The 12,154-nt window shown below is 36.6% G+C and carries 11 protein-coding genes and 1 pseudogene; 4 read left to right on the forward strand and 8 right to left on the reverse strand.

Translation table 11 applies throughout. From position 1 onward, the window contains the following. The first annotated feature begins 70 nt into the window (after positions 1-70). Positions 71-922 (forward strand): LysR family transcriptional regulator, encoded by an 852-nt coding sequence (locus tag MSG66_RS01800; protein ID WP_202742292.1) that lies wholly within the window; start codon positions 71-73, stop codon positions 920-922. A gap of 149 nt (positions 923-1,071) precedes the next feature. Here the strand turns inward: MSG66_RS01800 and MSG66_RS01805 are convergent, their stop codons facing one another. The 5 genes and pseudogenes from MSG66_RS01805 to MSG66_RS01825 all read right to left on the reverse strand — a co-directional run bounded on the left by MSG66_RS01805 (position 1,072) and on the right by MSG66_RS01825 (position 6,811). Beyond that, positions 1,072-1,251 carry a hypothetical protein gene (locus MSG66_RS01805; protein ID WP_003651366.1) on the reverse strand — a complete coding sequence of 60 codons (180 nt, stop codon included), beginning with the start codon at positions 1,249-1,251 and terminating at the stop codon, positions 1,072-1,074. A 557-nt stretch (positions 1,252-1,808) separates the two neighbouring features. After that, entirely contained in the window at positions 1,809-2,828 is a 1,020-nt protein-coding gene (locus tag MSG66_RS01810) for a fimbrial protein (protein ID WP_324651820.1), read from the reverse strand. Continuing rightward, positions 2,825-5,281, reverse strand: a complete 2,457-nt coding sequence (locus tag MSG66_RS01815) for a fimbria/pilus outer membrane usher protein (RefSeq protein WP_324652367.1) — start codon at positions 5,279-5,281, stop codon at positions 2,825-2,827. Before MSG66_RS01815 ends, MSG66_RS01810 begins: the two co-directional genes overlap by 4 nt. A gap of 139 nt (positions 5,282-5,420) precedes the next feature. Beyond that, on the reverse strand, positions 5,421-6,164 hold the full coding sequence (locus MSG66_RS01820; protein ID WP_262471714.1) for a molecular chaperone: 744 nt from the start codon (positions 6,162-6,164) through the stop codon (positions 5,421-5,423). Between the two features lie 73 nt (positions 6,165-6,237). Beyond that, positions 6,238-6,811 (reverse strand): annotated as a pseudogene (locus tag MSG66_RS01825) (fimbrial protein). Positions 6,812-7,220: 409 nt separating this feature from the next. Between MSG66_RS01825 and MSG66_RS01830 the strand changes: the two are divergent. Further along, entirely contained in the window at positions 7,221-7,571 is a 351-nt protein-coding gene (locus MSG66_RS01830) for a hypothetical protein (protein ID WP_133973924.1), read from the forward strand. A 63-nt stretch (positions 7,572-7,634) separates the two neighbouring features. Continuing rightward, a complete protein-coding gene (locus MSG66_RS01835; protein ID WP_042896569.1) occupies positions 7,635-7,847 on the forward strand; it encodes a hypothetical protein in 213 nt (70 codons plus the stop codon). A gap of 44 nt (positions 7,848-7,891) precedes the next feature. Here MSG66_RS01835 and bioB read toward each other — a convergent pair whose 3' ends face one another. Together bioB and queG are read right to left on the reverse strand one after the other, a co-directional pair. Then, positions 7,892-8,881, reverse strand: a complete 990-nt coding sequence (gene bioB / locus MSG66_RS01840; protein ID WP_262471717.1) for a biotin synthase BioB — start codon at positions 8,879-8,881, stop codon at positions 7,892-7,894. Positions 8,882-8,977: 96 nt separating this feature from the next. Next, on the reverse strand, positions 8,978-10,069 hold the full coding sequence (queG, locus tag MSG66_RS01845) for a tRNA epoxyqueuosine(34) reductase QueG (protein WP_324651827.1): 1,092 nt from the start codon (positions 10,067-10,069) through the stop codon (positions 8,978-8,980). 26 nt (positions 10,070-10,095) lie between these two features. Between queG and MSG66_RS01850 the strand changes: the two genes are divergently transcribed. Next, positions 10,096-11,556: an NAD(P)H-hydrate dehydratase gene (locus MSG66_RS01850; protein WP_324651829.1), complete on the forward strand. Its 1,461-nt coding sequence runs from the start codon at positions 10,096-10,098 to the stop codon at positions 11,554-11,556. Between the two features lie 4 nt (positions 11,557-11,560). Here MSG66_RS01850 and ruvC read toward each other — a convergent pair whose 3' ends face one another. After that, a complete protein-coding gene (gene ruvC, locus MSG66_RS01855; RefSeq protein ID WP_003651385.1) occupies positions 11,561-12,106 on the reverse strand; it encodes a crossover junction endodeoxyribonuclease RuvC in 546 nt (181 codons plus the stop codon). Positions 12,107-12,154 lie beyond the last annotated feature (48 nt).

The following is a 12,154-nucleotide window of genomic DNA, read 5'->3' on the forward strand; positions in this document are numbered from 1 at the left end:
TTTATTCTGGGCAATTATATAAAGGTGTACAATTCCGTATTAATACACTTCTGATGTGAAAATTTGCACAATGATAGATTGGGAAAATTTACATTACTTTTCAGTTTTTACTGAAGAGAAGTCACTGTCTGCTGCCGCAAGAAAATTGGGCGTAGATCATGCAACTGTATCCAGAAGAATTGCGCAGCTAGAACAAAACTTAAAACTTAAATTAGTGGATCGTAGACCACGCACATACATACTTACCCCAGATGGGGAACGTCTTGCACAAGTCGTCGGTCGTATGATGGAAGAAACTTTTTCTATTGAACGTTTAACTCAGGCAGGTCAGCAAGAAGTAATGGGGAGTGTTTCTATTAGTATGCCTCCTTTAACGGCGGCGCATCTTATCATGCCTCATCTGGGAAGATTTTATCGTCATTATCCACAATTAAAATTACGTGTGCTCGGTGATGTTCATTATGTATCTTTACAGCATAGTGAAGCTGATATTGCTGTACGATTTGGACGTCCTAAGGATGAAAATTTAGTTGCTCGTAAAGTAGGTGAAATTCCTTTTGGAATATATGCTGCTTCAAATTATTTGGCTTCAACAGAGCCTGAAAATTATGAGTGGATTAGCGTAGAGGTAGGTGGAGTACATGGCCAAAAACAGCAGAAATTAAAAGAAAAATTAGGCCATAAAGAACCTATAATGGTCACAAACCATCCTGAACTTCAGTGGAGAGCAGCATGTGGTGAAGCTGGGTTAGCTGTCTTACCTGATTTTTTAGGAACACTGAGTAACTTGATAAGATTGCAAGACGATCATCCTATGAGTGCTGAAATCTGGTTGGTAACCCATGAAGATTTACGGCATAGCCCTGCAATACGTGTAGTCATGGATTTTCTGGTGAGTTGTTTCGAGTCTTTTAGAATATAATTAATAGGTAAGGGATAGGGGAAATTACGAGAATAGAGATAGTTTCATCCATGCATTGAAATAGCCACATTGGTAATTTTTTGAACTATAGGCGTAGCTTTACCCCTAATAGATTTTTTCCTAATTTAAACTCTTCTCTTGTCCACCTTTTAATGATCAGGAAAGAAACCCGCATCTTCACGTGCTTGTTTTAAAGCTAAGATAAAGGAGGTTAATAAAAGTAAACCTATAAAAAAAAGAAAAAGATCAATGTTACTAATCGCAAAACCTATACTTGTAGCACCTAGACTTAGTAATAAGATACATAATATTTTCCAAAAAATGAGCATGTTACGTTCTGATAAAAAGTCTAAAGATATTATTGGCAATTGAAGGGGATTTCTAAATTTATTTATGTTTTTTTTATTATAAATTATGTAATTCTCTGAAATTTAAATTTTTATGGTTTTGACTAAAATATTTGAAATTAAAAATAAATTTTTATTTGGGTGACTTGAGGGCTATCTTTTAATTTTTCTTAAAATTAAGTTTTTATTAATTAATAGAATGATAATTCTTTAGAAACACTATAAAATAGCTTTTGTAAATAAAATTTATTTATTTAATTTATTTAGAACAATGTCTTATGTTGTCTTTTAGAATTTTTGTTAAAAAAAAGACTTGATCTTTAAGCTGATTTTTGAAATTATACTCATGCAAATTGTGATCTATTTCCCACAATTTGTATTTCAGGTTAAGTGGTTATCACTAATGCTCATTTGCTATTTTTGCTTATGAGCATTTTTTTATGTGATTTTTTAATAGAACTACAAAGTTTGAAAATTATGAGTTTTTGAGTTCTCTTGGTAGCATTGAGCTTATTTTTTAGTAATTTTATAGATAGTTGTTAATCATATTGAATAGTCACCGTCGCTGTGGCTTTAACCTCACCTGCGGTTACATTGGTGGCAGTCTGATAGTAACGAGCAGTTAAAGGAATATCATATTCAACAGTTTGGTTGGAACTCACCATACCTATATTTAGTTTGCTTGCTTTTTGAATCGGCTGATTTGCTCCATTCATATTCCATAACAGTTCGACACCCACACCGTTGGCTTTGATTGAATTCGCGGCACTGTTGTTAATCACCTGATTATTTGAGTTATCAGAATTATAATCAAAACTTAAGCTGATCGTATTGCTCGTAGCGATCCCAGAGTTGTTTTCGCCGCCATTACATAAGATCGACAGATTAAAATTCTGTTCTCCTTGGGTTGACCCAATCGCTCTAAAGCCTGATTTCATCACGGTTGGAAGTTGAACTGGTGAATCTACACCATTTTGAATTTCACAAGATGAAGACGCAATAAGAATAGGGGCATTACTTAATACAGTAGTGGTTAAAAATGGGCGATTTTGTTGTCCTGATACATAATAGGTGCTGTAACGACCTGCGACTAGTGCTCCAGAACCTGTTGTCATGGCAGTTTTAATCACCTCCATAACAAAATACCCTGGGGAAAGCGTATATGCTTTATTTGGTGTTAATGTGCGTCTATAGGGATAATATCCTGAAAAATCTGAAGCATCGGCTGCTTCGCGATAAAGACGGATACCGATACCGGGAATATTGGTCGCATAAACATTATTACCTATTGGGCTAATTGGATAATTTAAGGGGAGAGCTGCAATAATTTGATCACTCGCACGATTACAAGTCGCGGTTGAATTATTGGGAGATATTGTAAAAGTATTCTTTTGTAAGATTGTTCCTATGGGATCATTTGGTTTTACTACGATTTTACCTATATTCATTGGAATATCGACGGTAGTAAATCCTTTACTTAAATTACAATTTGCATTTGTATGGCTATAAGCAAATAGACTCACTGCCAAAAATCCAATTTTTTTTAAAATATTATTCATTTACAGACTGCCTTTGTCATAATAATTGGTTGGTTGTTATGCTTTATTTGATCCGCTATATCGTATTCAATCTCGCATTTTTCAGTACTTGTATTTCCCCATTTCACATATAAACGGTCATGAGTTAAGGGTGTTCGTAAATAAATGCGACTGCCTTGCGCGACAATGCCTATTACTTCGTTATTCTGGTTGTATACCTGTGCGGCAAAAGGTAGATGTGAGCCATCTACTGTTGTTGTACTAATAAAAAGTGCATAACCTTTTTTTGTTGAGAATTGAACTTTAGTGATCGAGCCTGCATAGGGGGCAATCCGTAAACTGCTCTCACCAAGTTCAACTTGTGTGGACATGTTTTGTGGATCAAGGCTGATGTCATTCATACGGTAAGGCGTAACATAGGGAATAAATGCATATCCCTTTTTGTTAATACTGAGCCCTGGTGTGTTACCAACCTGTGCTCCAGTAGCATCCGGTGCATAGACCAGTACCATAGTTTGAGCCTGATCTGGCCCAAACAGAATTCCTTGGGAATGTGCAACAACATTGCCACTTAAGTTAAGCATTTCTTGTTGGTATGAATCTGCGTGACTTAATGAGGCACCTAGTGTTGTATAGTTTGTTTTATAGGTCCCATTAATATTTAGGTTGGTTTGACCATGGTCCTGATTAGAAATTGATGCGCCGTAGTTTAAGCGACTTCCTGTAAAGCCACTGAAGCTTAAAGTCTGACTATCCTCACCAACAACACTATTAAAAGTTAAAGAATTTTTCTTAAAATCGAGTGGAAAAGATAAAGAAGCTAGGTACTGCGTATCTTGACCTGTGCGAGTACCACCTTCTTCAACTTTGCTGCTCATTGCAGATAAACTATAAGTTAAATCTTTAAATTGATTGCTATAACCTAATTGGAACTGTTTATTGGTCGTGGGTTGATTCCAATAGTTTATCCATGAACCCACTAAATAAAAATTTCCCCATTGCTTTGGAAGAACTTGATTTAAAGTAATCTGGAATTCACTTTTTTGTTTGCCTACGGAAAAGCTATCAATATTTTGTTGTTGTAAATCTTGAATTAAAATTGCATTACGTAATTTGAGGTAGTTCTCTGTTGAATAGCGGTAAGTAGCTAATGTTAAATTAGTATTTGTTGGAGAAAATAGTCTACTGTAACTTAAGCGATAACTTTGACCTGTCATTTTAGATTGATGATCAAACTCAGCTTTTGATTGAGTGGCATCAAACGAGACAGCTCCAATGGGTGTTGAAAAAGCTGTGCCTACTAATAACGAGAGATACTGCTGGGTTGCTTGAACCGCACTGTAAGTTGTGAGGTAGTTATTAATTCCTCGTTGATATTTACCCTGTATCAGCCATGGATTTAGGCTAAGGTTTGAATCTCGAAACTGCCCTAAAGTAAAAGAGTATCGACTCATTTGAGGGCGTAGCATTTCGACGACAGAGGCATATGGAATAGAGAATTTTTGAATTACTCCATTAGACTCAATTACAGAAACTTGTAGCTCGCCTCCAAATCCTGTTGGGTAAAGATCATTAATTTCAAAGTTTCCGGGGGGGACCGTTGTCTGATAAATTAAATTGCCTTGTTGCCTAACCTCGACTTTCGCATTGGTTTTTGCATAACCTCTTACTCTGGGAGCATAACCAAGCATACTGTTGGGAAGCATTCGGTCATCACTTGAAATATTTACGCCGCGATACGGTAACGAATCGATAAAATCACTATTAGTAAAATAATCGCCTAAAGTCAGAACGCCATGAATTTTCGGAAATGCTTTTTGTATATATGTATTTGTTGAAGTATAAGAAGAATGATCAGTTTGAAAATCAGTATGGTCTTGCCATTTCCATTGTCCATTATGGCGAAATTGCCAACTTGCTAAATTTGCTCCAAGATTAGTCCCCATAAAGGCATATGTACTTTCATGTTGTTCGTTAACTATCCGATAAGCAGTCGCGTTATATGTCAAAAAAGCTGCATTAATACCTCGATCCCACAAATGTGGGTCGATATAGCCCTGTGCATTTTTTTCTAATGTGACTTGGGGAATAGAAATATCAATTCTTAAACGGGAGCTATCAAATAAATAAAAAGCATTATCTATCCAAGTTCCGAGTGCGTCACAAGAAAGAGACGATGTATGAGAATGTTTGTTAAGCACATCAGCTTTTATGCCATATTCTAGTAACATGGCTTCTGTAAAACAGGTTTCGGCATGTAGGTTAGGAGAGCTGGCATTAAAGCGCATGCGCCGCTTACCCAGCCATTGACCATTAATATAGACATCTAAGCTATATTCACCAGCTAAGATGGGGTTTCCATATTTGAAACGACCAATATCAATTTTTTGCGCATTACCTACTAAAAAATTACTATCAAACTCTGCTTTTGAGAAACCTGAAACATCAGTACTATTTTCGGCATATGCAGCCAAAGGCATACATACCGCAATACTTGAGGCCACATAATAAGTAAAAGGGCTTTTTAAACATATATAAGGTATAAACCATTTAGACATAGTTTTAGAGCCTATTCATGATAGGTATTTAGGTTTTTTAAGTAATACAGTAAGGTTAGAACTTTATTGGGTGCTCAACTCTTCCACCATAATCATTGATATATACAAAGCTCATATCTGCTACATTTTTATTTTTTATTTTTATTTTATCTTCGGAAAATGGAGCAACCATTAAACCTTGTTGTAATAAGTCTGTTTTATGGCTTTCACCTCCTTGAAAAATGGATGTAATAGTGAGGAAAAAGGGTGTCGGGTTCTTCACTACTAGATATTTATCATTCATTTTCCATTGAACTTTCTCACTTAGTTGTTCAATATTTTCTTTTAGATTTATAGGGCGATAAAAAAATTTAATGCGCGAACGAACAGCAAGCTGTAAAAAATTATTAGAAATAGAAGTGGTCTGGTTTTGTTGAGTTTTACCTTCAGGTTTAGGAGGTATATCTAAAACATTAAGCCAAAAAATTGATTCTTGTTGCTGACTTAATTGAGAAGTATTAGGTAGAGCTGTAATTCTTAAAGTTTGGCCCTTAGTTGCTTCTACTCGTGAAATCGGTGGAGTAATAATGAAAGGCACATTTGCTTCATCAGGAGTTAATTTTGCATTTCCATCATCAATCCAAGCCTGAACAAGAGACGGAGCTGTACCGTTATTACTCAGTTGCAAAGTGATCTCACGTGCATTTGAAGGATAAACGACACGAGTTCCATGTAAAACAATTTCAGTATGACCGGTGGTAGTCAGTGCTACCTGTAGGCAAACTAATCCCCAAAAAAACTTACGACCACGAAAAAGCATGAGTCATATTCTCAATAATGAATAATAGATAGGAGATAGCTTCTATCTTTAAATAGAAGCTTCAATTTTAATTTTATTGATAAATAATGGTGTATTTTACTTGCGATGTTACCGTACCCGCAGTAGAAGCACCTGTAGCATAGTATTCAGCATAATAGTTAAGGTCAGCATCACCACCTGCCGAAACATTCACCCATTGTGAGTTGGTCTGAGCCGCATTCGTGCCTGTAGCGAGTACAGGGATTACAGCATTATTACTGCCTAGCAACTGGATATTCACGTTTGTTGCGCCGCCTGAAGTTGCTTGGTTTAATAAACGACCAGTATTAAAGTCAACGGTAGCACCCGGTTCAAAATAGGTGGCTACTTTACCAGCCGAAGCACAGTTCGTTAAATTAATTTGAAATGGGGTACGGCCAGCTACATCACCTGCATTTTTTAAGGTTTGAGATGAAACTGTAGGCAGGTTAATTGTTAGATTTTTATCTCCAGTATCAATTGTACAAGTATTATCCGTGACAAGACCATTAATAGTAATTGTGCCATCTGCAGCTTGTGCATTTGTTATATTTAAGAGAGAAACTGCCGCCATAAAAATAAATCTTTTCATAAAATCCCCAGAATAGCCTTTTTAAAATAAATTCCATTACTTTTCAGCAAGTTTATTCTGCTTAAGTAAGGCGAAGGAAATATATCACTTTTCAACTAAAAAACAAGAGAAACATTATATTTATATATATTTTGATCGGTTGTTTTTATTAATGAATATTTTGGAAATATATTTTTTATCATTTGGTAAAATATCTTGTTATTCATTATTTAAAATAAAATGAAAAAACTCGTAATATTTAAGTATTTGTATTTTATTAAATTAATTTATTTTTGAAATATTTAAGATAAGAATTACTTGTTATTTTTGTTTAAGATGTTGTTTTATATATAAAAAGTATTTTTTAATTTATCTTGTAAATATATTTATTTTTTAAGAATTTTTTAAGATTCAATTCCTACTGTCTTAGTTGTAATTCAATAAAAGATAATCTGGAGTTCCGTTCCATGAATAGTATGAAGTATAGCTATAAACCTAATTACTTTTTCTTTGCTCATAAACTAGTTTTGTTTTTGAAGGATTATCTCATTAAGCACCCAACGGAGCAGCAGACTTCGTTTAACTTACAAACGATTTATGACATCTTTAGCCATGATCTTGCTTCAAGTACAACTAATCTTGAAGGTATCTTAAATATTGCAGATGAATATGTCTTTGAAACAGAAGAAGGGTTACTTCCATTGATCAGTAAGCACTCTGTTAATCTTAAGAATCATGTGCTTTCTTTGGAATTTTCACCACAAGCTTTGACAAGCTTATTGTCAGGTCGTTCTTTAGTAAACCCTAAAGCAGCTTAGATTTGCTTTTAAGGTAGAGTTAACTCATATAAAATTCATAAAATTTATTTTTAAGAGTTGTTTATGAGTAAAGACTTTAAGGCCTTAACTTATATTGCGGATGATAATATAGCAGATACAGTGTCTTGGCTTTTACATCATCAAGATGTTTTTGATGCTTTTAATTTTGATGTGTTGAGTCAAGAGTTGTCTGTAACGCATGCAGCAGGAAAAGACATTATTCGAGTAGGGACATTTCTTAATGCCACTTATGGAATTTTAGTTACTTCTGTCTAAATAAAAAAAGCCCTGAAGAATCAGGGCTTTTTTATTGCCTTGAGTTATGCACTCATGGCATTTACTGATAATTCAGCAACTGTTGCTTTTGGTTTTTCTGCAGTTAAGCCTAGCTTATTAAACAACGCTTGGTCTTTACCTTCACCTGCATTTGGTGTGGTGAGTAACTTATCACCAGAGAATAATGAGTTTGCACCTGCCATAAATGCTAATGCTTGATCTGAATCACTTAATGATTCACGACCAGCAGATAAACGAATATAGCTATGCGGCATAATAATACGTGCAACAGCAATAGTACGGATCCATTCAATTACATCAAGCTTTTCAACATCTGCTAAAGGCGTTCCTTCAATTGGAACAAGCATGTTAATTGGTACAGATTCAGGATGAATTGGTAGGGTAGCTAATTCATGCAATAAACCAACACGGTCTTCACGACTTTCGCCTAAACCTACAATGCCGCCACTACAAACTTTCATTCCAGCTTGGCGAACATAATCTAGGGTATTTAAACGATCATCAAAAGTACGCGTGCTAATAATGTGAGAGTAGTACTCACGAGATGTATCTAGGTTGTGGTTATAATAATCTAAACCAGCAACTTGTAGGCGCTCTGCTTGAGATTGGTTAAGCATGCCTAAAGTCATACAGGTTTCCATACCTAATGCTTTTACTTCACGTACCATTTCTAACACATAAGGCATATCGCGTTCATGCGGGTTACGCCAAGCTGCGCCCATACAAAAACGTGAAGAACCTGAATCTTTTGCAGCTTTTGCTTCGCTAATCACTTTTTCTACAGCAATACGTTTTTCTGCTTCTAATTTTGATTCGTAATGTGCAGATTGTGAGCAGTACTTGCAATCTTCAGGGCATTTACCCGTTTTAATTGATAAAAGGGTGCTGACCTGAATCGCATTGGCAGTGAAGTGCTCGCGATGTACTTGCTGAGCCTTGAAAACTAAATCCAAGAAGGGTTGTTCATATAAAGCTTGGATTTCTTCACGATTCCAATCATTACGTAGAGTCATTGTCATATCCATGATGATGGCATTAATTCACTACACATAATCATACAGAATTCGTATTAAAGCTATAGGGCAAAAAACATCATTTTTTTAATTTGATCATCGAAGTTGGTTGAGTTGTTGCTCAATTGCCCAATCAATATGCACATTCACAATATCATCATGCAAAATTTTGCCATTTTGTAGTTGAGCTACAATTTCCGTTGAATAGGGAGCATTTCCTAAACCAATAGCAATATTACGTTTAAATGATTGATAACCTGTTCGGCGAATTGGACTACCTTCTGTATTAGCTAAAAAAGTAGCTTCATCCCATTGCCAGATGTCTAAAAGACTGATGCTGTCTAATCCATTTCTAGGATTGAAATCGCTAATGGACGCAGTTTTGGCAAAACTATTCCATGGACAGATTAATTGACAGTCATCACAACCAAAAACTCGGTTACCAATACCAGCACGTAATTCTTCTGGAATGATTCCTTTATATTCGATGGTTAAATATGCAATACAACGTCGTGCATCGAGCATATAAGGCTCGACAATCGCTTGTGTAGGACAAATATCAATACAAGCACTACATGAACCACAATGAGAGATTGTTGGGCCATCAAAAGGTAAATCGAGTGATGTAAATAGTTCGCCCAATACAAAAAAAGAACCTGACTTTTTGTGAATGAGCAATGTATGTTTACCCGTCCAGCCCATTCCGGCACTTTCAGCTAGTGATTTTTCAAAAATAGGGGCTGAATCAGCGAAAGGACGTGATTCAAAATCACCAACTTTTTCACGAATGCGTGTGGCTAAAGTTTTCAATCGACCACGCATGACCTTGTGATAGTCTCGACCACGCGCATATCGGGCAATAATTGCAGAGTTCGGTTCGAAAGGTACATAACGTGGCTTTGGTGACTCAACCAAATAATTCATGCGAACGCAGATAATACTTTTTGTGCCGGGAACTAATAACTTGGGGTCAGCCCGCTTTTCTAGATTTTCCTCTAAATAGGTCATATCTGCATGATAGCCACGTTCAAGATACTCTAAAAAACGTGGCATTTGCTCTTGAGCATCTGGTTTTGCAATGACACAATCAGCAAAACCCAAGTCTAATGCTTGAGCCTTGATCCATGCTTTTAATTCATGAAGATCAAGTTGTTGCATCGTAATGCGTGATGTATCGGAAGATGTCATAAACCAAAACAGAAGAGGATAATAATATGCAGACGGTAGTTTACCATAGCGATGATATTCAAGCATGGGAGCAACGCTGGTTTGCTGCACAAAACTCATCATTAGGTTTAATGCAACAAGCGGCTTGGTCAATTGCTCAACAGTTAATTAAATTTTTTAAAGAGCAGTCTATTAAAAATATTGCTGTTTGGTGTGGACAGGGCAACAATGCTGGCGATGGCTACTTTATAGCAAGTTATCTAAAACGAGCAGGATTCCACGTTGAAATATTTGCGGCTGAATTAGGCCAGTCAGTTAATCTACATTGTGCTGTGCAATTCGCTATAGAAAAGAAAGTCCCGATTCATCAAAATTTTAATGTTGAAAGAATTTTTGATTGCCATATTGATGCTTTATTTGGTATTGGCTTGAATCGTGAGTTGAATGCCGATTGGGAACAGGCTATTCAACAATTTAATGAACAAACGGGCCTAAAAGTTTCTGTTGATATTCCAAGTGGTTTACAGGCAAATACAGGCTGTACCTTACCTTGTGCAATACGAGCTGATCATACATTTACAGTTTTAGGACTTAAAGCCGGATTATTTACAGGTCAAGGCAAAGAATATACAGGAGAGCTTCATTTAATTGATTTAATTCCTATAGACCAAGAGCTGAAACCGTTAGCCTATTTAACATCAACAAATATTAAACTTCCTAAGCGATTAGCATTTGGTCATAAAGGGAGTTATGGACATGTTTTAGTCGTTGGCGGGCATGAACAAATGGGCGGTGCTGTAATTATGGCTGCCGAAGCTGCTTTTCATGCGGGAGCGGGTAAAGTCACGGTGGTTTGTCATCAAAAGCATCATCAGGCTATTTTGTCACGGGCTCCTAATATTATGCTCCGTAATATTAATGACTTAACTGAAAAGTCTATTAAAGATATTTTATCTCAGGTTGATGCAGTATGTTTTGGAATGGGGTTGGGGCGTGATGATTGGGCAAAGCAGATCTATCAACAATGGTTTAATTTGTTAAATCAGAGTACACACCTAGAAATTGTTTTAGATGCGGATGCTTTATGGTTTTTAGCAAAACAACCCCAAAAATTGAATGCACATATTTCTTTAACGCCTCATCCAGGAGAAGCTGCAACATTACTTGAGTGTTCCATTACTCAGATTGAGAATGACCGAATCTCCGCGATTTATGCCTTACAACAAAAATATGCAGGGCTGTGGGTGCTTAAAGGAGCGGGTAGTCTGATTTTAGAAGATACTCTTTATATTTGTACCCAAGGGAATGCTGGTATGGGAACTGGAGGGATGGGAGATGTGCTAGCGGGAATGATTGCAAGTCTAAAAGCACAATTCCATAAGGCAATTGCATTACATGAAATTGTTACCCTTCACGCTCAAGCTGGCGACCGACTTGCAAAACAAGGTATGCGGGGTTTACAGGCTTTTGAGATGAATCAGGCCATTACTCAAGTCGTGAACCAATAAAACTTTAACGTCTACGACTGCTAGAGCGACTTCGTCCACGTGCCATACCACCTAAGGCATTAAGGACAGACAGTTTACTCATACTTCCAGATGCATGAGCATGGCAAATTGCTGCTGCTAGTGCATCTGCCGCATCCGCCTGAGGTTTAATGGTCAGGTTAAGTAGTCGCATGACCATCATTTGTACTTGTTCTTTATCCGCGGCTCCATAACCAACAACAGATTGTTTAATTTGACGGGCAGTATATTCTGCAACTTGTAAATCTAAATTGACCAAAGCGGCTATTGCTGCGCCCCGTGCTTGCCCAAGTTTTAGAGCCGAGTCTGGGTTTTGGGCCATAAACACTTGCTCAACAGCAGCTTCAGTTGGACCATGAAATTTAACAATACGTTCAATACCAGCAAAGATACGTTTTAAGCGTTCGGGCATTTCCTTAGTTTCTGTTCGAATAGTTCCTGCATCGATAAAACGTAATTTGCTACCATCTTTTTCAATGATTCCATAACCTGTTAAGCGTGAACCAGGGTCAATCCCAATAATCAAAGACATGCGAAGGCTTACATAAATAATTTAAAGGTATTGTTACATACCAAAATA

Source organism: Acinetobacter sp. IK31, from assembly GCF_035615195.1.
Taxonomy (GTDB): domain Bacteria; phylum Pseudomonadota; class Gammaproteobacteria; order Pseudomonadales; family Moraxellaceae; genus Acinetobacter; species Acinetobacter calcoaceticus_C.

What these genes read in the sequence shown, in the direction of transcription:
- MSG66_RS01835 (WP_042896569.1), top strand. Translation starts at nt 7,635, where the DNA reads ATGAGTAAAGACTTTAAGGCCTTAACTTATATTGCGGATGATAATATA.
- MSG66_RS01810 (WP_324651820.1), bottom strand. Translation starts at nt 2,828, where the DNA reads ATGAATAATATTTTAAAAAAAATTGGATTTTTGGCAGTGAGTCTATTT.
- bioB (WP_262471717.1), bottom strand. Translation starts at nt 8,881, where the DNA reads ATGACTCTACGTAATGATTGGAATCGTGAAGAAATCCAAGCTTTATAT.
- MSG66_RS01830 (WP_133973924.1), top strand. Translation starts at nt 7,221, where the DNA reads ATGAATAGTATGAAGTATAGCTATAAACCTAATTACTTTTTCTTTGCT.
- MSG66_RS01805 (WP_003651366.1), bottom strand. Translation starts at nt 1,251, where the DNA reads ATGCTCATTTTTTGGAAAATATTATGTATCTTATTACTAAGTCTAGGT.
- MSG66_RS01800 (WP_202742292.1), top strand. Translation starts at nt 71, where the DNA reads ATGATAGATTGGGAAAATTTACATTACTTTTCAGTTTTTACTGAAGAG.
- queG (WP_324651827.1), bottom strand. Translation starts at nt 10,069, where the DNA reads ATGACATCTTCCGATACATCACGCATTACGATGCAACAACTTGATCTT.
- MSG66_RS01820 (WP_262471714.1), bottom strand. Translation starts at nt 6,164, where the DNA reads ATGCTTTTTCGTGGTCGTAAGTTTTTTTGGGGATTAGTTTGCCTACAG.
- MSG66_RS01850 (WP_324651829.1), top strand. Translation starts at nt 10,096, where the DNA reads ATGCAGACGGTAGTTTACCATAGCGATGATATTCAAGCATGGGAGCAA.
- ruvC (WP_003651385.1), bottom strand. Translation starts at nt 12,106, where the DNA reads ATGTCTTTGATTATTGGGATTGACCCTGGTTCACGCTTAACAGGTTAT.